Source organism: Lactobacillus sp. YT155 (assembly GCF_030504545.1).
Lineage (GTDB): Bacteria > Bacillota > Bacilli > Lactobacillales > Lactobacillaceae > BQUT01.
In genome coordinates, this window is record NZ_JAUKWP010000003.1 from 180,957 (window position 1) to 201,853 (window position 20,897).

Genomic DNA, 20,897 nt, shown 5'->3' on the forward strand with positions numbered 1-20,897 from the left:
GAGTAATTATTTTGGAAAAAACAAATAAAAAACAAAGAATTCAAGAGTTATCACTTGAAGATATTATGGGAGATCGCTTCGGTAGATACTCCAAATACATTATTCAAGAACGTGCATTACCTGACATTCGTGACGGTCTAAAACCCGTGCAACGTCGTATTTTGTACGCCATGAATCTAGACGGAAATACCTATGACAAGGGCTTTAGAAAGTCTGCTAAATCAGTTGGTAATGTTATGGGTAATTTCCATCCTCACGGTGATAGTTCCATTTATGAAGCGATGGTTCGCTTGAGTCAAAATTGGAAATTACGCGAGCCACTAATTGAAATGCACGGTAATAATGGTTCGATGGATGGTGATCCTCCAGCTGCAATGCGTTATACCGAGGCTCGACTTAGCAAAATTTCCGGGGAATTATTGAAAGATATCAACAAAGACACTGTTGATATGGTTTTAAATTTCGATGATACTGCTAATGAGCCAACCGTATTACCAGCTAAATTTCCTAATTTGCTTGTAAATGGTGCGACTGGTATTTCTGCGGGATATGCAACGGAAATTCCTCCACATAACTTGAAAGAAGTTATCGATGGCACAATTGCTTTAATCGATGACCCAGAAGCCGATCTTGCTAAATTGATGACTATTATCAAGGGTCCGGATTTCCCAACTGGGGGAATTTTACAAGGAATTGATGGTATAAAGTCTGCCTATGAAACAGGACGTGGAAAAGTAGTCTTACGTTCAAAAACTCAGATTGTTCCTTTACGTGGACATAAGAGCCAGATTGAAGTTAGTGAGATTCCATATGAAGTTAATAAAGCCGTTCTAGTAAAGAAAATTGATGAATTAAGAGTCTTGAAAAAAGTCGAAGGAATCGCGGAAGTTCGTGATGAATCTGACCGAAATGGACTTTCAGTTGTCATCGAATTAAAAAAAGATGCTGATGGTCAAGGAATTCTAAATTACTTATTCAAAAACACCGACTTACAAATTTCTTACAACTTCAACATGGTTGCCATTGATAATATGGCACCTAAGCAAGTTGGACTAATTCGTATTCTAAAAGCCTATATTGCTCACCAAGAAGAAGTGATTATCAGGCGTTCGAACTTTGACTTAGATAAAGCCAATAAACGTCTTCACATCGTTCAAGGTCTTATCAAAGCTTTATCAATTCTTGATGACGTTATTAAGACCATCCGTGCTAGTGAAAATAAGAGTAATGCTAAAGAAAACTTGGTGAAGAAGTTTGATTTTACTGAAGAACAAGCTGAAGCAATCGTTTCTTTACAACTTTATCGTTTGACTAATACTGATGTTACCGAATTAGAAAAAGAAGATGCTGAATTAAATAAGCAAATTAAAAAACTAACCAAAATTTTGAATAACAAAGCTACTTTAATGGACGTTATCAAAAAAGAATTGGAATCAATTCGTGATGTTTATGGTAACGACCGTCTAACTAAGATTGAAGAAGAAGTGGAAAACATTCAAATTGATAAAGCTGCCATTATTCCACACGAAAATGTACGTGTGTTGGTAAGTAATGACGGTTATATCAAACGGAGTAGCATTCGTTCATATACTGCTTCGGGTGATGATGACAATGGCTTAAAAGACGAAGATTTCGCAGTCTTTGATGCCGAAGTTGATACCCTGGATCATTTGTTTGTCTTTACAAATAGAGGTAATTTAATTTATCGTCCTGTTCATGAAATTGACGATGTTCGTTGGAAAGATACTGGAACTCACTTATCACAAGAAGTTGGACTTGAAAGTGATGAGAAAATCATCAATGTCTTTGCCTTTAATTCCTTGGATGAAAAGGGAAGCTTTGTCTTTGGAACAAATGATAGCTACATTAAACAGGTATTATTTAAGGATCTTGAACCTGGAAGAACTTATAAAACCAAAACAATTACAGCAATGAAAATGCATAGTAGCGATTCTAAGTTAATTCACGCTTATTATGTGAATTTTGAGCAAACTGGACAAACTGTGTATGCTTTCACAAGAAATTCTTATGCCTTAGCATTTGATCTTGAAGAAGTTCCGATTGTTGGAGCCAAAGCTGCTGGTGTTAAATTTGTGTCATTGAAGGAAGACGATATAATTGTCAATTTCGTTTTAAGTGATACAATTGATAATGAAAATCTGATTGCACTTGTGACACAACGTGGATCATATAAACAAATGAAACTTCGCGAAATTCCAATAACCTCCAGAGCCAGAAGGGGTGTGGTAACATTGCGTGAGCTAAAATCTAATCCACACAGAGTTCAATTGATTGAATTAGTCGATACTAATGCTATGCTAGAAATCACGACTGATAAAAACAATCTTATTGAAATCAATGTGTCTGAGCATTCGAGTGTTGATCGTTATTCAAACGGAACCTTCATCTTAGACACTGAAAGCGATGGATTACCTCTTCGAATGAAAGTAGTTCATAAATAAGTTAATTTGTTAGTATATTAAAAAAAAATAAATAAAACTAATTTTTTTTTGCAAAAAGTAATTGTTATAATAAAGTTATCGTTAAACAAATTGACGCTTTTGGGGGAAAGGTTGATTTGTAAATTTTAGGAGGATATATAATGACAAAGGAAAAAGGAACAACATCTGATATTTTTAAATCTAAGGCTTTAGTTTATTTTGTGGAGTTAACAAAGAATCTTAGTTATACCAGAACTGCTCAATTATTAGGTATTACACAACCAGCTTTGACACAACAAATCAAAAAAATTGAACGTGTGTTAGGAACCCCATTATTCTATTCAGTAGGGAAGAAAATTCAACTTACTGATGCTGGTAATTCATTACTAAAAGCAACAACTGATATTTTCCAAATGATTAATACAGCTAAGAATGAGATTCAACATTCTACAACTGCTACAAGCGGAAAAATTTCAATTGGTGTTTTAGCTTCTATGGAAGGTGCAGTAATTGAACAATTTGTAGAACATCATTTCAATCAAGTACCAGAAGTACAAGTTGATGTTTATCTATTAACAAGACGTGATATCTGGGAAAGACTTGAAAATAACAAAATTGATGTTGCTATCATGTACTTACCTGATGAAAACATTAAAAACTGGAAACCATATAAGATTAAGAAAATCATGGATGATGATATGGTATTCATCCATTCTAATGAAGATTTTGCTGGCAAGAAGAAAGTTAAGCTTAAGGATACAGTTGATGTTGACCACAAGTGGGTTGGCTACGTACAAAGCTACTACTTGAACGAATTAATTAAGACTTCATATACTAATGAATTACTTGATATTCCTCAAGCTGTTGCAAGATTCTCATCACCATACCAAATTTTGAAATTTGCTAATGACAATGATGCATACACAGCATTGCCAACAAGTTTTGTTGCGGTTAATGAAGAAAAAATTAACGGGTATCAATCAAAATTTGAGCCAAACATTTCAACAGAAATGGCTTTTGTTTACAGAACTGATAAAGAAAGAATTCCACGTATCAAGAACTTCTTTGATATTTGGGACGAATACATTAAAGAAAAAGATTATTTAACAAGATTAAAAGACATTAAGCCACTTTAATCATCAAAATTTCAAATAAAAATTGGAGGAAGCACCTTGACTAAAGAATTAGTTTTTGGACATAAAAATCCCGATACAGATGCTGTTGTTGCAGCAATTTCTTATTCATATTTCATGAATCAACAAGGTTTTGACACTGAAGCAGTTGCTTTGGGAGAACCTAACGAAGAAACTAAATTTGTTTTTGACAAATTTAATTGTGAATTTCCTCGAATTATTGAAACCGCTGATACAGATGCAGTTATGTTAGTGGATCACAATGAAGCCCAACAAAGTGTTGATAACATTAAAGATGTCGAAGTAACACATGTTGTTGATCATCATAGAATTGCTAACTTCGAAACTGCTAATCCATTGGTCTATCATGCAGAACCACTTGGATGTACCAGCACGATTATTTGGAAGTTATTTAATCAAGAAAAGATTGAAATTCCAGCTGAAATCGCTGGTTTAATGATGTCAGCTATCATTTCTGACACATTATTGTTGAAGTCACCAACAACTACTAATGAAGATAAAGCAGCACTTGAAAGTCTTGCTAAAACTGCCGGAATCGATTTTGAATCATATGGTTTGGAAATGCTAAAAGCAGGAACTAATTTAGCAAGTAAATCAGCTAAAGAATTAGTAGAAATTGATGCTAAAACTTTTGACATGAACGGTCATAAAGTTAGAATTGACCAAGTTAATACAGTTGATATTGAAGAAACTTTGGAAAGACAAAGTGAATTTGAAGCAGCTATTAAAGAAGAAATGACCAGTGAGAATGAGAACTTGTTCATCTTATTGATTACTAATATTCTAACAAGTGACACTAAGGCTATTATCATAGGTGATGATGAATCAATTGCTACCTTTGAAAAGACCTTTAATACAAAAATTGAAAACAATATTGCTTTCTTACCAGGCGTTGTATCCCGTAAGAAACAGGTTGTACCTCAATTAAACGAAAACTTTTAATAAAAAAAAGGCGAATACATTATTCGTCTTTTTTTTATTTGAAATAACGCGCGCCTTCGATGGTATGGAAGTAAATTACTGTTTCAACCATTTCATTGTTCAAGCTTTTAACAAATGGCCATTCATACTGAATTATTTGTAAAGCAAACTTTGGCTTTGAGAGTTCTCGTTTTAGATTATCTTTAACTACTGCCGGTTTATCAATAAAGATTTTCGCATCGTAGAGATAGGTAGCAAAGTCATTGAAGATCTTCTTAGCTTTATCTGAGTTTACGTACTTGTATAAATCTTTGAAGGTTTTAAATGAATAGGTGGTAATACTTTGAATGATTTGACGAGCCGAATTAGGATTAGCTTTCTTCAAATGCTTAATTAACCCACCGAAGAAACTCATGTAAGTTTGAATGTCTTCCTCAGTTAAGTAAGTGGTAATATTTGATTTGAAAGGGTAGTACCAGTTATTGGTGTTGAGATATTTAGACGTTCCAATATAGAAAGTATAAGGGAACGCGTAATATATCCGAGTTAAGTCATTTCTAAACCATTCATTTTGAATTTCATTGAAGTCTTCATTTAATGAATTACGAATTAGCAAGTCAGTAGTAATTTCTTGAGTATTGTAATAAGTAAGTGAGAACAATTTATTCCAGGTATCTTCAGTGAATAGTTCTGGCTTATTTTTTTTGATTTGCTTCAATTGAATTGGTGCCGAATTAAGGGTGTAGCCGTAGTCAAAAGCATGATCTAATAGTTGGATTGTTTGGACAAAGTGGCCACCTAATGAGTGCCCTAATGCGTAAATTGTTGTATCTTGATCCATGGTCTTAACATTTTTGATGACGAATTGAGCAAATTCCCGAGCAAGGGTTAGCTGGTCATCGTTGTCAGTGTCGCCAAAGAGCATCGCATCAATGTTGTAGGCCCAATCCTTGTAACTTTCTGAGATATAATTATTAAATCTTTTTGCTAAGGATTTTACTCGAGGGTCTTCAAGTTCACCTTCAGTACCTTTATATGAAATGAAACACTGAGGTTGCTCTTTGAATTTGAAATAATAAGCGACCGCAGAGAATCCTACATTTTGTGAGTCTAAAAGAATGTCTCTAGCATCATAGAATTTGATTTCTTTGACGACTTCGTCAGTATATTTATAAATCAAAAAACTGACATAATCTTGAAGCTCAGCGGTAGTAAAGAAAACGAAGAGATAGTTAAGTTCCATCAAGTCCATCTTGAAATCTTTACTAGCAAATAGATCCTCACTTGAGGTGTTAGGGTAGGTAGTAAGTAAGTCCTTTTTCAAAAGGTAGGCCAGACATTGACGAACTAATAATAGGCTCTCTTGAGTTTTTTCTTGCTGAATATCAAGCAACATTTGCTTCAAAGTGATTTTGTTAGAAGCAAGTGATTTACTTGTATTTGTAGTGCTTATGACGTCGTTTTTTCTAATTAATTGGATTTTATCAAAGAGATATTTATCTTCGGTAAGATTTTCAATGATTAGATTAAGCTGTTTTTTCTTGGCAATTTTTAAGTAGTTTAAACGCATCTTCAAGCGTTTATTTTTGGTATAAAGTTGACGTGTTTGGCTGTCATCAATTGCTAAAGAAATATAAGTATGTGCTTTAAAGTTTAAATGAGCCATATCACTTAAGATATGTTCTAATTTAGCTAAAGAAGCACTCAAAAGTTCATAATTATCCATACTTAGATTCCTTTCTATAAGATATGTATATTCTAGTTTACATCACAATTCAATTTTTCACTAAGATTTTTCATATTGCTAAAGTGATATCACTTTGATAACATAATAATTATCAGGAGGATAACATTGAAGAAATTTCTATTAAGACTAGATGACAATATGTATGATCAAGTATCACAGATTGCCGAGCACAAGAACATGAGTATCAATAAGTATATCACTAGTGTAATTGAACTTAAATTAAGCGAAGAATCAATGACTTTTGAGAATCGTAATATCATTGGGCAGCTAATTAAAGGTTCAAATATTATTGCAAATAAGAACTTAATTGAGATTTTTGGAATTTATTATCGCTATGAAATGGATGATAATAAGACCAATAAAGCTATTAAAGATGATGATTTTTTTAGAATTGTCAAAACTAATGGAAATGTTATTACGATTAAGAAAGAGGAGAACGTTTAAATGCCTGTAGGAATAACAATTGTTAAGCAAAATAATCAAGGACTAGTAGAAACTCTTGGAAAGTATAAACGTAGTGTCAATCCAGGAATGCATTTTTATATTCCTTTAATTCAAAAAGTTCGTAAAGTTAGTTTAGCAATGTCACCATTGTCATTACCGAACTATTCAATTATTACTAAAGATAATGCCGATGTTTCAGCTAGCGTTACCTTGAACTACCATGTAACTGACGCTGTTAAGTACACTTATGAGAATACTGACTCAGTCGAATCAATGTCACAGCTTGTACGTGGTCACTTACGTGATATTATTGGTCGAATGGAATTAAATGACGCCCTAGGCTCAACAGCAAAAATTAACCAAGAATTATCTTTAGCAATTGGTGATTTGACTAATACATATGGTGTTAATGTAGATCGTATCAATATTGATGAATTAACTCCATCTGCTTCAATCCAAGCAGCAATGGATAAACAACTAACAGCTGATCGTGAACGTGTAGCTGCCATCGCCAAAGCCGAGGGTGAAGCTCGTTCAATTGAATTAACTACTAAAGCTAAAAATGATGCTTTAATGGCTACTGCTAAAGCTGAAGCCGACGCAACTAAGACCCGTGCTGATGCTGAAAAATATCGAATTGATAAAGTTCAAGAAGGTTTGGCAGGTGCTGATGACAAATACTTCCGCAACCAATCAATTAATGCCTTTACTGAATTAGCAAATTCAGACGCTAATACCATTGTTTTATCAAAAGATGAAGTCAATAATCTTGGTGATGTTCCAGTTATTGGCGAATTACTTAAGCCTGGTGCTAAAAAGAAAACTAAATAGTTATTAATTAAAGTAATTCGCAAATTTGTGATATTTTAGAATTAAAAGCATACAAGTTTTATCTTGTATGTTTTTTTTAGAGACTTAATGAGTAGTTGACTTCTCTTCTTATAAAATATAGAATAAAATCAAATGAGAAGTCAACTACTCATTTCGAAGGGATTAATTATGGTCATTTTGAATAAGGTACAACAATTTCGTAAAGAAAAAAAATTAACCCAAGAAAAATTAGCTAGTTTAGTAGGGGTATCTCGTAAAACAATAGTTTCCTTGGAAAAAGAAAATTATACGCCTTCACTTTTATTAGCTTTTCGAATCGCTGAAGCATTATCAGTAGATATTACGGAAGTTTTTAGCTTAGAAAAAGAGGTTTAATCATGAGAAAAGTAGTTTTTGAACAAGTTGGAAATATAATTTTGTCTATTATTCTTACTATTGCATCCTGTCAAACAGTATTAACATCTAAATTTACTAGCCATGACAGCCAACTAAATTTTGGCGTTATGTGGTTCCTACTTATTTTATGTGCAATCGTGTTTTCAACTGGAAGATTTTTTTACGCAAAGAAATTCGGTATAAAAGATGGATACACTGAAAAAGATGGTGAATTAAGTGCTCAGGATGAACGAGAAAAAGTAGTCGGTCTAGAAGCTGCAAAAATAACTTATAGACTACTGACTTATTTTTTAGTGATTGTTCTAATATTATTTGCTTTGGCAACTTCATTTATTGAATCACCAATTACTTTACGATTGTTTATTATAGTTATTATTGGAAGTGGATTAGTAATGGCTTGTTTAACATTTTTAATTAGTTGGATCGTTTTTGATAATAGGAAAATATGAGACTAAGTTTTTCTATTAATCAATGTAACTTCGTATAATATATATTATGTAACCTTAGAACTAATTATAAAATTAGATGGCAATATTATCATATCTCTCTTCTATTTCTTAATCTCATTATCAGTCATCAAGTTAGAACAAATAAAAAAACTCACTGCAGAGTTGTGAGTTTAAATTGATTCTTATTTGTCTTTAAGTTTTTGACAATCTGGACATAATCCAAAAACTTCAATGCTAACACCAGTTACTTGATAACCAGTTTCTTTTTCAGCTGATTCTGGTAATTTAGAGAAATCAAACTGCTCAGCATCGACAATCTTACCGCAGTTCGTACATACTACATGGTAATGTGGTGTTCCAAAGTAATCATAATGCGTCTTATCGTCATTCTTATTATCAATTTCAATAACTAGATGTAATTTGATTAATATCTCTAACGTGTTATATATAGTAGAAACTGGTAAGTTTTTAACTTCTCGATGAATCATTTCAGCTGTGGGATGACTGTGTGTGCTGATCATGTATTCAACTATCTGTTTTCTTGGACTAGTGAGTTTATAACCATGTTCTTTTAAGGTATTAACTACCAATGTTAAGTCTTTATTTTCCATATTCTTGTCCTCATACTAATAAATAATATATTGGCAATAATTTAAGCGTGATTTCGCCAGTGTTCTAACAAATTTATTTGATTTAATTGTAGAATCCCGGTGTAATAGCATTTCATTAATTGATTAAGCTCAAAATTAATGTTAGAAAGCGAAACATCACTCGTTTAAAAAACGACTAATTAGGAATCGTTCTAAGTTATACTTGAAGTGTATATCTTTCTAACCCAAATGACAAGAAATAAGTTAAAAAAAATAAAAGTTATCATTAGTTTTATAGCGACCAATCGCCTATTGCTTTATACTAATTGAGATAGTTTTACGAATAAATTAGTTAAGGGTGAAATAATATATGAAGAACAGTAAAAAGGGATTAAAGAAATCAATTGGTTTTACGGCAGCCTTCTCTACAGTTGTCGGTACCGTTATTGGAACCGGGGTTTTCTTTAAAACTTCGGCAGTAACGCAATATACAGGTTCTGCGAGCTTAGCAATGTTTGCTTGGTTTCTGGCAGGATTAATAACTATTTGCGCCGGACTTACAGTAATTGAATTAGCTGCCATGTTTCCAAAAACTGGTGGATTAACAAGATATATCAGTCACTCCTACGGAAAATTTTGGGGGTTTCTAGCAGGATGGGCTCAAGCAATTGTTTATTTTCCGGCTAATGTAGCAGCTATGTCAATTGCTTTTGGAACACAAGTTGCTAATCTATTTGATCTTAATATTTCAGCAATTATTCCTATTGCTTTCTTGTGTGCCTGTTTAGTATTCGGAGTTAACTTTATTAGTATTAAGGTGGCTGGTCGAGTTACAACAGTGGCTTTAGTCTTTAAATTAATTCCCTTGGTAGCAATAATTATTTTAGGATTTTTCCATCAAGGTAGTGGAACAATCAGTTTCTTCCCTATCTCGACCACTGCGGATCACCCTTTCTGGACTTCTCTAGGTCAAGGGTTACTTGCTATCATGTTTGCTTATGATGGTTGGATTCATGTTGGTAACATTGCTGGCGAGATGAAAAATCCCAAACGTGATTTGCCAATTGCTATATCTGCTGGTATCGGGTTAATAATGGTTATTTATTTGCTATTTAATGCTGTTTCCTACTGGATTTTACCAGTTTCAGATATTGCTGGTAATATGAATGTCGCCGCTGACGTAGCGAAAGTTATTTTTGGAGATATTGGTGGAAAAATTATTACGATTGGAATTCTAATTTCCGTATTTGGTGGTGTTAACGGTTATGTGATGACCGGAATGAGAATTCCTTATTACATGGGTCAAAGAGATGAATTGCCATTTAGTTCTCGCTTTAAAAAATTAAACGATGCGGGTGTTCCTTTCTTTGCTGGTCTTGTTCAATTAGTAATTGCCGGTATTATGATGCTATCAGGGCAATTTGATGCGATTACTAATATGCTAACCTTCGTTATTTGGTTGTTCTATACGCTTGCTTTTGTTGCCGTTATTAAACTTCGTAGAACTGATGCGGAGGTTGAACGTCCTTATAAAGTGCCAGGATATCCAATAATTCCGGCAGTAGCAATTCTAGGTGGTCTGTTTATTCTAATAACAACCTTGATTACACAGTTTCAAATTACGGCAATTGGATTAGTTATCACTTTAGTTGGCGTACCAATTTACTTTTATATGCAAAGAAAAAAGAATTAGCAATTTGCTAATTCTTTTTATTTATCAATATCTTTTATCCAAGCAAGAGCAATGGCTTTCTCACCTAGGTGTGTTCCAATAACTGGTCCGAAATAACTAATTTCGACTGTTAGATCAGGAAATTTCTTACGCAAGTCACTTGCCCAGTTTTCAGCTTCTTCAGGATCGTTAGCATGAATGACAATTAATTTATAATCAAAATCAACTTTACTTTGATCTTCTTCAAAAGTCTTAATTGCGGCTGCATAAGCCTTTTTAATAGATCTTACTTTGTCATAAGCAACAATTTCGTGAGTTTGATTATCGAATGTTAATAATGGCTTTATATTTAATACACTACCAATCACTGCTGAAGCGTTTGAGAGACGGCCACCTTTGACCAAGTTCTTCAAATCATTTACGATTAAAACTTCGTTCATAGTTGCACGCATTTGGTCAAGACTTGCTAAGATTTCATCAACATCTTTACCATCTTGAGCCATTCGAGCGGCTTGAAGTACTAAGTTACCCATTAGAATAACGGTTATTTGTGAGTCATAAGGAATGACTTTTGTGTTGGTAACCATTTCTGCGGCTGTTGATAAAGAACCAACATATCCAGAAATTGTACTAGCTAAATGGATAGAAATAATTGTATCAAAGCCTTCGTCACCAAGTTTGGTATATAACTCAACCATTTGACCAATTGGTGGTTGAGATGTCGTTGGTAGCTCGTCAAGAGTTCTTAATTTGTCATAAAACTCTTCTGTAGTTATATCTTCATCTTCATGGTACTCTTTACCGTCAATCATTACAGGCATCGGTACAACGGTAATATTGTATTTTTCGACTTGTTCTTTAGGTAAGTAACAAGTACTATCGGTTACTACTGCTATTTTCATAAAATCACCACTGTTATCTATTAATAAATTGAATGTGTTGCAAAAATTACATAATAGAATTATATCATAAAAAATCTGTTAGAATAAATGAGATAAGAAATTTGAGGTGAACTAAATGTCCTTTGACGGTACTTTTACTCACGCCATGGTGGCTGAGTTACAACATAATTTAATTGGTGGAAGAATTTCTAAGATTCAACAACCATTTAAAAACGAGCTAGTGTTAACTGTTAGAAGTAATCGTACTAACTATCCTCTTCTACTGTCAGCTAATCCACTCTATTCTAGAATTCAAACTACTAATATTAGATTTGCTAATCCTGACAAACCAGCTAATTTTGTTATGTCATTACGAAAAAAAATTGATGGAGCTATCATCAGTGAAATAAAGCAAATCAATAATGACCGTATTGTTGTTCTTACTCTTGAAACAAAAGATGAACTTGGCTATTCAATTAGTTTTAAGCTAATTATGGAAATCATGGGAAGATACAGTAACGTTGTTTTAGTGGATCAAGATAACTTAATTGTTGATTTAATTAAACACGTTCCAAGTTCTTTGAATCGTTATCGGATTCTAATGCCAGGACAAGAGTATGTTTTCCCACCAACAACCGGTAAAAAGAATCCTTTTGAAGACTTTTCGGATACTGATTTACAAGACATTCGTGGTAACTTTGAAGGAATTGACAAAGATACTGAAAATGAGTTGAACTATCGACTTGATCATAGTGAGATTAAAAGAGTTGCTTTTCGTGAATTTTTCAAAGAGATTAATCAAAAGCCTTACCCTAATATTGTTAAAAATGATCAAAAACAAAAATTTTATCCAATTAAGTATTTGAGTGCTTCTGAAGATGCTGATCATTACCCTTCTTTGTCAGAAATGCTAGATAAATTCTATCAAGATAGAGCTCAGACTGACCGCGTGAAATCTAATGGCCAGAATTTACTTGCTGTAGTAAATGGTGTCTTAAAAAAAGACTATGCCAAGATTAAACATCTAAAAAAAGATCTAGCTAAGACTGAAAAAATGGATCAATATCGCCTTTATGGTGAGTTATTGACAACATTCATGCATGAAGTTAAACCTAATGCTAACAAGGTAGAATTAACCAATTATTACAATAATGAACAAATTGAAATTCCTCTGGATGTTCGTTTAACTGCTTCAGAGAATGCACAGAAGTATTTTAAAACCTATCAGAAACTAAAAAAATCAATTGCCCATATTGATGAGCAATTGACTCAAACTCAAGAAGAAATTGATTACTTAGAATCTGTTTTGTATCAAATTGGTGAATCGCAATTAGATAATTTGTTGGAAATAAAAGACGAGTTAATAGCTGGTGGCTATCTTAGCAAGAAGAGTCAAACTAAGAAGAAAAAGCAGTCTACTAAAGAAGTTGGAAATAAATATCTAAGTTCAACCGGCGATTTAATAACGGTTGGGCAAAATAACGTTCAAAATGACCAATTAAGTTTAAAAATTGCTAAAAAAGATTTTATTTGGTTACACGTTAAAAACATTCCTGGTTCTCATGTTATTATTTCTGATAATAATCCAAGTGAAACAACTCTTCTGGAAGCCGCTAATATCGCCGCTTTTTATTCAAAGGCAAAGAATTCAAGTAATGTAAATGTTGATTATGTACCAGTTAAAAAACTAAAAAAGCCCAACGGCGCAAAACCAGGTTTTGTCATCTACGAAGGTCAGAAAACCTTAGTAGTAACACCGGATTCACAGCTTGTTGAGCAGTTAAAACAAAATTATTTAGATAGTAAGGACAAATGAGTTATTCTTTAAAAGAATCTCTTTGTTCTTTTTTTCTGAGACAAAACCAAATTGATTAATTTTTAGTCCCATTTCTTTGAAGCCAATTCCAATAACCAACTTAATATAAGTGTCGATTAAATCGAATGAACTAACAATATCATGAGCCACAATATTTTCGCTAAAACCAATTGATACTTTTTTGATTTTAATTTCATTATTGATGAAACAAATTGTGAAGTTAAAGAGTTTGGCAAACTTCTTCTGTTCTTCGGTTAAATTCTTATTTAAAAAAGTATTGATAACCTTTTTAAGTTTCAATGAACGCTTAAAGTTAGCCGTAGCTTGGTAACTATCTTCCGAAGAACTGGTTTTGACGTAGGAACTCATCACCCATTTCTCACCATCTTTAAGTACACAGTACTCATATTCATCAGTGTTTTTGACACCATCATCTTCAAAAATCTTTGTCTCTCCCTCATCCAGTAGTCCATTTTTATCACGAAAATCATTATTTAAATTGATAGTGTGTTTAAAAATATCTTTTGGAAAGAGATTATATTTTTCAATTTCATCAAATGAATCAACTACTCGAGCAATCTTATTATCATCGATATTAACAGTTTCTCGTGTTGTCTTATCGAATAAAATTGCATTAAAGCCATTTTTATGACTTACCTGAGCAATTCGACTGATAATGTAGTTATTACGCACTTGTTCATATAAGGACATCTCAGGACTAGATTTTATCGCAATCGTCTCTTTTGAGTCGTTATAACTGAATTCATTGAATTTACCAGGTGAAACGATGAACTCTAAGCTCTTATCAGTATTAGTGATGAAAGTTGCATCTTTAAGTTGAAAATCAATTTTTGATTGAACCAGTAATTCTTTTAATTGTTCAGAATTGATTTCCCATAAAGTCGAAATTTCATCAATTGAAAAGCCACTGATGATGGCCGTTCGCAGAATTTCCAAATCACCTTTGTTTTGAACCAGTTTAATTTTTATCTTAGATAGTTTCTTTAAAGTAGCTAAGTAAACTGGATGTATTTTCGTGATTTTAGATAAATAAGGAATATCAAAGCCCCTATTTAAGGCAGTTTTTAAAACTGCTAATTGACGATTTGTCGGATGAACTATTTTTTCAAATAGCTCATCATCATTGAGATTCTTCAATCCGCTTGAATTTAATGCATTCGTTTGCGAAATTTTGGCGTTTAACGGACCTTTTTTTAAGACCTCTTCAATTGTTGTTCCTCTAATTAAAAAGGCACCACTAGAGGTTTTTTTAGGATTTACCAGTACTTCTTGAATGTTATCCCAAGTTGGCACACGCATTGTTAAAAACTCAATATTTGGCTCATAAGCAGCATTGATTTTCTCACCACGTGAATTTTGTAGTTTATCAATGTGTTTACCAATATTTAATTGTGCCGCAATTTCGGAAATTGGATAATTATAAGCTGTTTCTAGAAACTTAGTTTCTTCACTGATTCTAGGAATGATTTCGGTGATATAAAACTCATTTGATTTTTCAGCATTCAAGGCAAAATGTGTGGTACAAACACCAACAATGTTGAACGCTTTAGCAACACGGATGGCAGCACTTCTGAGCTCTTGAATTTGGCTATTTGTTAAAGTCAAAGTTGGAGTGACTAGTAACGAATCCAAATGATGAATGCCGATAGGTTGAATATCTTCGATTGACCCCACTACATTCACGTTATTAGCACTGTCACGTAAAGTGGTAATCGAAAATTCATGTTGACCATGAACACTTTTTTCAATTTCAACAGCATCTTTAAAATCAGGATCATGTTCAATAAAGTTATTTAAGTCATACAAGTTCTCAATAATCGTCCAACCTGATGACATACGATTCTTGAACCTACGTCTAACAATAACTGGAAATTCATTCTTACGTACGAAATCGTAAACATCATTTTCATTTTTAGTACTAATGTAATTGATTACGGGTAAATGATTATATTCTAGGTGTTTACTCAAAGCATCACGATTAATAGTTGCTAAAGAAGCTAGTTGATTAGTTCCTAAGACCTCTACCCCTTTAGGAATACCGTTAGAAGCGATAATACTCATGGCATTGCGGTCGCCTAATGTAGGAATAATAGCGTCAATTTTGTAATCTTCAATGACTTGTTTAACCGTATCACTAGTAACCTTACTAATAACTAAATTAGTAATAGCCTCAGATTTTGTAAGGATAGAAATTGGATTTTCCATCAACAAAGTAACTTTAAATTTTAGATTATTTAAAGTACGGCAAGTTCGATAGATGACATTAGTTAAGTCAACATTTGTCGGGCTATTGATTGAACCGAGAATTAAAATATTTTGAATATTTTTTTTCAAATTAATACCTTCTTTAAATGCGTTCGTAAGAGCTAATCATATCTAGGAATTCATCGAATAAGTAAGTCATATCTTGAGCACCAGGTGCAGCTTCAGGATCAAATTGCACGGAAATCGTCGGTTTGTACATATGTCTAATACCTTCAATAGTTCCATCAGTTGGGCAAATATGAGTAACGATAAAATGAGCATCCTTAATTCCACGATCACTAATAGCATAGATGTGATTGTGGTTCGTATATTCAATTTTGCCACTGGCAATTTCTTTTACAGGATAAGAAGTTGAATGATGACCTAGAGTCATTTTGATAGTTTGACAGTTATTAGCTAGTGCAATAACTAAATGACCTAATCCAATTCCAAAGATGGGGAATTTATCTTGAAGTTCTTGGACAGTCTCAATGGTATCGCCCAAATTGACGGGGTCTCCAGGTCCATTAGAAATAATGATGCCATCTGGATTTAATTCTTCAATTTCTTTAACTGAGTAGTTATAAGGAACGACAATTGAATTACAGTCACGATATGATAATTGTCTAAGAATTGAGTACTTCATTCCTAAATCAATAATGACAATCTTCTTACCCGAGTTTGGATTAGGATATGGTTGTCTGGTTGAAACTTGCTTTACCAAGTCTCGCTGAATAACCAAAGCCTTAATCTGATCAATGGCATGTTCATCATCAGTGTCCGAAATACTGGCCTTTAATTGACCAAATTCTTGAATATGCAAAGCCAAAGCCCGAACGTCAATATTAGTAATTGCGGGAATATCCTTACTTACTAAAAAGTCATCTAGGGATTGATTATGCTCATTATCGCTAGTTAAAGCCACTGAATTAAAGATAATTCCCTTACATGTCGGGTTAATTGCTTCGTATTCATTAGGATCAATTCCCGAAGCACCAATTGCTGGTGCCGTCATGGCAATTATTTGTCCGTTATAAGTAGCATCTGTAATAGTTTGTTCTAAGCCATATAAGTTATTAGAAATTACTAGTTGTCCGGCGGCAATCGTTGGTGCACCTAATGAGTCACCTTCGAGAGTGAAACCATCTTCTAATACTAAGTATCTCTTCATAATTCCTCTAATCTATTTCAATCTTATCTTCACCATCAATCTCGCTCATGGAGACATTGATTTTTTCTTTTCGAGATGTGGGAATGTTTTTACCAACAAAGTCAGCACGAATTGGTAATTCACGATGTCCACGATCAACCAAAACTGCTAAGGAAATTTTCTTTGGACGACCTGAATAAATAATGGCATCCATAGCCGCTCTGATAGTACGACCTGTATATAAAACATCATCCACTAAAATAACGTTTTTGTCTGTCAAATCAATATCTAAGGCAGACTTTTCTTGATTTGTTTCTTGGTCGTCTCTAAAAGCGGTAATATCTAATTCAGCAACCGGAACAGTAATGCCTTCTAATTGTTTTAGTCGAGATTCGATTCGATGAGCAATAAAGACACCACGAGTCTTAATTCCAACTAAGACCAAGTTATCTATGCCCTTATTTCTTTCGATGATTTCGTAAGTGATACGTGTCAAAGCACGTTGCATTGTTATTCCATCAATAATTTCTTTTGCCATTACTTCCTCCAAAAAAAGCCACTCAACTGTGAGTGGCTGTGTAAACTTTTTAGCCTCACAGGGCTCACTTAAAAGTCTTATATTAACTTCTTGTTATTTTACCTTCTATTTCGCAATGTGTCTAATGTTAGCCTAAAATTCTCTGGCGGATCAGCTGTAAATTCCATATATTCTCGAGTTCGAGGATGAACAAATCCTAACCGATAGGCATGAAGAAATTGTCCTTTTCCTGATAAAGTTTTTTTAGGTCCATATGTAGGATCTCCGGCAACTGGATGACCGATATATTTTAAATGAACACGGATTTGATGAGTTCGACCAGTTTCTAGTTGTAGAGATAGATACGAATAGTCGGTAAACTGTTCCAAAACTTTAAAATGCGTTACAGCATGTTTTCCGTCTTCAACAACCGCTTGTTTTTTGCGATCTTTTTTAGAACGTCCGATTGGCGCATCAATTTTTCCCGAACCTTCCGAAAAGTTTCCATGGACAATTGCTAAATACTCACGAGTATTTGATTTGTCCTTCAATTGTTGCATTAACGATTCCCGAGCCTGGTCGTTCTTGGCTACCATTAGTAGTCCAGAGGTATCTTTATCAATTCGATGGACAATTCCGGGTCTTAATAATTCTTTATCAGGTGCTAGATTAGTGTGGTACATCAATCCATTCACCAAAGTGTGATTAGGATGACCGGCCGAGGGATGAACTACTAGACCCTGAGGTTTGTTGACAACTAAGACGTCGTCATCTTCATAGACAATATCCAAATCCATCTTTTCGGGTTCAGCAGTAATTGCTTGCACTTCAGGGATGTTAATTGAAACTATGTCACCAGTTTTAACCTTAGTTCCTGATTTACTGGCAACTTCTTGATTTATTAAGACGCAATCAGTTTCTATTAAAGTCTTAATTTGAGAACGGCTTATTTCAAGTTGATCAGTTAGATATTTGTCTAATCGAGTATTATTGAAATCTGCTTTAACTTCTAGTTGATGAGTTTCAGTCATTAGCTATCACCCTTTTCAAAAAATAGTAAGTGAATGATAATAATAATTACTCCAAACGTAATGTAGACGTCGGCTAAATTAAAAATCGCAAAGTACATAAAATCTACATGGAACATATCAGTTACTGCTTGATTAGTGAATCTGTCGATGGCATTTCCAATGGTTCCCGCAAGTAAGAGAATTAAGCCACTGCGGTAAAATAAAGCATTCTTTTTGGCTTTGAAAATAAGAGTTAACAAAATAATTACGGCTATGATTGTTACCAAATAAAAGAAAATCATATTACCGGATAAGATACTCCACGCTCCCCCCGTATTGTCGATGTTAGTTATTGATAGGACACCGGGGATAAAAGTATGAATGCTCCCAAAATCAATGTTTCCACGAACAAATGCTTTTAAAACTTGATCTGCAACTACTAATAAAATTGCAATTAAAAAGAAAATGATTGTCATTTAAAAAATTCCTTCGATTACTCCGTCGTTATTAATATCAATATTTAATGCGGCGGGTTTTTTAGGCAAACCAGGCATAGTCAAAACTTTTCCAGTTTGCACAACAATGAATTGACTCCCTAGTCGAACTGAAATTGAACTTACGTGGAGTGTGAAGTTGCTGGGACGACCCAACAACTTAGGATCATCACTCAATGAATACTGAGTTTTGGCAATACAAATTGGTAAGTTACCCCAGTTGTTCTTTTCTATTGTCTTTAATTGAGTTTGAGCTTGAGTGGAAAGTTCGACATCTTTTGCACCATAAATTTTGGTAGCGATGGTGGTGATTTTATCGATAATAGAACTTTTATCATTATATAAGCGAGTGTAATTATTTGGTTCTTGAGTTGCTTTAACAACTGTTTCGGCTAAGTCAATTGCTCCATTTCCACCTTGTTCATGGACATCACTTATTTCTACTTGAACACTTTGTTTTTGACAAAGTTCTTTTAAGAGATTTAATTCGTTTGGTGAGTCCGTTGCGAATTTGTTGATTGCTACAACTACTGGTACTTTGTAAAGTAGCATGTTTTCAATGTGCTTTTGTAAGTTAGCAAAGCCTTTTTCAAGAGTTGCAAGATTTTCATCTTTTAGCTCGTCTAAAGTTGAACCGCCATTATATTTCAAAGCTTTTATTGTAGCGACAATAACGATTGTATCAGGTTTCTTATCGAGATTAGGTGTGACAATATCTAAGAACTTTTCTGCTCCTAAGTCAGCTCCAAAACCAGCTTCTGTCACCACATAGTCACCTAGTTTTAATGCTGTATTAGTTGCTAAAATACTATTACATCCATGGGCAATATTTGCAAATGGTCCACCGTGGATTAATGCAGGTGTTTTTTCTAATGTTTGTACTAAGTTAGGTTTCAGTGCATCTTTTAGTAAAGTACTGATAGCACCTTCAATTTTCAAATCTTTCACATAAATTGGCTGTGCTTGATAAGTGAAGCCAATCAAGATATTGCCAATTCGTGATTTGAGGTCATTGATGTCTGTTGCAAGACATAAGATAGCCATTAATTCGGAAGCAACGGTAATATCAAAGTGATCTTCACGTGGAATTGAAGAAGTCTTGCCACCTAATCCAATTACGATATTTCTTAGAGCACGATCGTTAATGTCTAAACTACGATGCCAAGTAATTGTTCTGGGGTCGATATTTAACTCATTACCTTGTTGTAAGTGATTATCAATCAAAGCAGCCAAAGTATTATTAGCACTAGTTAAAGCATGAATATCACCAGTGAAATGCAGATTGATATCTTCCATTGGAATAACTTGAGCTTGTCCGCCGCCAGTAGCGCCACCTTTCATACCCATGACAGGTCCTAACGAAGGTTCTCTTAAAGCCACAATTGATTTTTCACCAATTTTTCTTAAGCCATCAGCTAATCCAATTAATACCGTTGACTTACCTTCTCCGGCTGGGGTTGGATTAATCGAAGTTACTAGAATCAGCTTTCCATTTGACTGTTGTTTTAATTTTGAGATTGTAGAGAATTTTATCTTGGCTTTATATTCACCATATTGTTCAATATCGTCACCGGATAAGCCGACTGTTTCAGCAATTTCAGTGATTTTTTTCATTGATGATTTTTCAACTGCTTGTGCAATTTCTATATCTGATTTCATTGATAAAACCTCACTTTATAGTTTTATTTTGGTTGGCAATTTACTAATTATTTTTGGTGACGCAATAATTCTAATTGGAAAGTATTGAAGTGATTTGAAATACAAAACAAAATAGTATTTTCCAAATTCAACTTTACTCAATTCTGAAAACTGAATTTTTCGATTGGATTTTTTAAAGGGACTCTTGATAATAAGAGAATCCCTCTTGAGAATTATTTGTGACTTACCAATCAAATAAAGAGCAAATACTACCGTTGCGATGCTAACGATTGGTGCAATTATATTTAATTTAAAAATTTCCAATTGTAAAATTATCCCTAAGAGGAAGCAGACGAGAATTAAAGACCAAGTAATGATCCCCTTTTCGCCTCCAGGTTGATATTTGAATTTCATTTTCGCCCTCCAAGATTTAAGTTAACAATATGATAATTGTACAATGAAACGTGAAAAATTAATAATA

19 protein-coding genes are annotated in these 20,897 nt (G+C 33.6%); 9 read left to right on the forward strand and 10 right to left on the reverse strand.

Annotated elements, in window-relative coordinates; genetic code table 11:
- The first annotated feature begins 11 nt into the window (after positions 1 to 11).
- The 3 genes from parC to Q2T76_RS04975 all read left to right on the forward strand — a co-directional run bounded on the left by parC (position 12) and on the right by Q2T76_RS04975 (position 4,537).
- On the forward strand, positions 12 to 2,462 hold the full coding sequence (parC, locus tag Q2T76_RS04965; protein ID WP_302084423.1) for a DNA topoisomerase IV subunit A: 2,451 nt from the start codon (positions 12 to 14) through the stop codon (positions 2,460 to 2,462).
- 140 nt (positions 2,463 to 2,602) lie between these two features.
- The gene (locus Q2T76_RS04970; protein WP_302084424.1) at positions 2,603 to 3,577 is read left to right on the forward strand and encodes a LysR family transcriptional regulator; all 975 of its coding nucleotides are present in this window, start codon (positions 2,603 to 2,605) and stop codon (positions 3,575 to 3,577) included.
- Between the two features lie 36 nt (positions 3,578 to 3,613).
- Positions 3,614 to 4,537: a manganese-dependent inorganic pyrophosphatase gene (locus Q2T76_RS04975; RefSeq protein WP_302084425.1), complete on the forward strand. Its 924-nt coding sequence runs from the start codon at positions 3,614 to 3,616 to the stop codon at positions 4,535 to 4,537.
- A 34-nt stretch (positions 4,538 to 4,571) separates the two neighbouring features.
- On the opposite strand, the gene Q2T76_RS04980 is transcribed toward Q2T76_RS04975, so the two are convergent.
- Positions 4,572 to 6,242: a DUF6792 domain-containing protein gene (locus tag Q2T76_RS04980; protein ID WP_302084426.1), complete on the reverse strand. Its 1,671-nt coding sequence runs from the start codon at positions 6,240 to 6,242 to the stop codon at positions 4,572 to 4,574.
- Positions 6,243 to 6,368: 126 nt separating this feature from the next.
- On the opposite strand from Q2T76_RS04980, the gene Q2T76_RS04985 reads away from it, so the two are divergent.
- From Q2T76_RS04985 to Q2T76_RS05000, 4 genes are all read left to right on the forward strand, one after another.
- Positions 6,369 to 6,707: a toxin-antitoxin system HicB family antitoxin gene (locus tag Q2T76_RS04985; protein WP_302084427.1), complete on the forward strand. Its 339-nt coding sequence runs from the start codon at positions 6,369 to 6,371 to the stop codon at positions 6,705 to 6,707.
- Complete coding sequence (locus Q2T76_RS04990) at positions 6,708 to 7,538, forward strand: SPFH domain-containing protein (RefSeq protein WP_302084428.1); 831 nt, start codon at positions 6,708 to 6,710, stop codon at positions 7,536 to 7,538.
- A gap of 168 nt (positions 7,539 to 7,706) precedes the next feature.
- On the forward strand, positions 7,707 to 7,913 hold the full coding sequence (locus Q2T76_RS04995) for a helix-turn-helix transcriptional regulator (RefSeq protein WP_302084429.1): 207 nt from the start codon (positions 7,707 to 7,709) through the stop codon (positions 7,911 to 7,913).
- A 2-nt stretch (positions 7,914 to 7,915) separates the two neighbouring features.
- Positions 7,916 to 8,383, forward strand: a complete 468-nt coding sequence (locus Q2T76_RS05000) for a hypothetical protein (RefSeq protein ID WP_302084430.1) — start codon at positions 7,916 to 7,918, stop codon at positions 8,381 to 8,383.
- A 182-nt stretch (positions 8,384 to 8,565) separates the two neighbouring features.
- Here the strand turns inward: Q2T76_RS05000 and Q2T76_RS05005 are convergent, their stop codons facing one another.
- Positions 8,566 to 8,994 carry a Fur family transcriptional regulator gene (locus tag Q2T76_RS05005; protein WP_302084431.1) on the reverse strand — a complete coding sequence of 143 codons (429 nt, stop codon included), beginning with the start codon at positions 8,992 to 8,994 and terminating at the stop codon, positions 8,566 to 8,568.
- A 349-nt stretch (positions 8,995 to 9,343) separates the two neighbouring features.
- On the opposite strand from Q2T76_RS05005, the gene Q2T76_RS05010 reads away from it, so the two are divergent.
- Complete coding sequence (locus tag Q2T76_RS05010) at positions 9,344 to 10,666, forward strand: APC family permease (RefSeq protein ID WP_302084432.1); 1,323 nt, start codon at positions 9,344 to 9,346, stop codon at positions 10,664 to 10,666.
- A 17-nt stretch (positions 10,667 to 10,683) separates the two neighbouring features.
- Here Q2T76_RS05010 and Q2T76_RS05015 read toward each other — a convergent pair whose 3' ends face one another.
- Entirely contained in the window at positions 10,684 to 11,547 is an 864-nt protein-coding gene (locus Q2T76_RS05015) for a DegV family protein (RefSeq protein ID WP_302084433.1), read from the reverse strand.
- Between the two features lie 115 nt (positions 11,548 to 11,662).
- Between Q2T76_RS05015 and Q2T76_RS05020 the strand changes: the two genes are divergently transcribed.
- The gene (locus Q2T76_RS05020) at positions 11,663 to 13,342 is read left to right on the forward strand and encodes an NFACT family protein (RefSeq protein WP_302084434.1); all 1,680 of its coding nucleotides are present in this window, start codon (positions 11,663 to 11,665) and stop codon (positions 13,340 to 13,342) included.
- Here the strand turns inward: Q2T76_RS05020 and Q2T76_RS05025 are convergent.
- The 7 genes from Q2T76_RS05025 to Q2T76_RS05055 form a co-directional block, all read right to left on the reverse strand.
- On the reverse strand, positions 13,322 to 15,697 hold the full coding sequence (locus Q2T76_RS05025; protein WP_302084435.1) for an ATP-grasp domain-containing protein: 2,376 nt from the start codon (positions 15,695 to 15,697) through the stop codon (positions 13,322 to 13,324). The genes Q2T76_RS05020 and Q2T76_RS05025 overlap by 21 nt on opposite strands.
- Positions 15,698 to 15,710: 13 nt before the next feature.
- Positions 15,711 to 16,778, reverse strand: a complete 1,068-nt coding sequence (locus Q2T76_RS05030) for a carbamoyl phosphate synthase small subunit (protein ID WP_302084436.1) — start codon at positions 16,776 to 16,778, stop codon at positions 15,711 to 15,713.
- A gap of 7 nt (positions 16,779 to 16,785) precedes the next feature.
- On the reverse strand, positions 16,786 to 17,295 hold the full coding sequence (pyrR, locus tag Q2T76_RS05035; protein ID WP_302084437.1) for a bifunctional pyr operon transcriptional regulator/uracil phosphoribosyltransferase PyrR: 510 nt from the start codon (positions 17,293 to 17,295) through the stop codon (positions 16,786 to 16,788).
- Between the two features lie 98 nt (positions 17,296 to 17,393).
- Positions 17,394 to 18,305: an RluA family pseudouridine synthase gene (locus tag Q2T76_RS05040; protein WP_302084438.1), complete on the reverse strand. Its 912-nt coding sequence runs from the start codon at positions 18,303 to 18,305 to the stop codon at positions 17,394 to 17,396.
- A complete protein-coding gene (gene lspA / locus Q2T76_RS05045; protein WP_302084439.1) occupies positions 18,305 to 18,760 on the reverse strand; it encodes a signal peptidase II in 456 nt (151 codons plus the stop codon). Before lspA ends, Q2T76_RS05040 begins: the two co-directional genes overlap by 1 nt.
- A complete protein-coding gene (locus Q2T76_RS05050) occupies positions 18,761 to 20,437 on the reverse strand; it encodes a formate--tetrahydrofolate ligase (protein WP_302084440.1) in 1,677 nt (558 codons plus the stop codon).
- Between the two features lie 15 nt (positions 20,438 to 20,452).
- Positions 20,453 to 20,830: an EbsA family protein gene (locus tag Q2T76_RS05055; protein WP_302084441.1), complete on the reverse strand. Its 378-nt coding sequence runs from the start codon at positions 20,828 to 20,830 to the stop codon at positions 20,453 to 20,455.
- Positions 20,831 to 20,897: the final 67 nt, after the last annotated feature.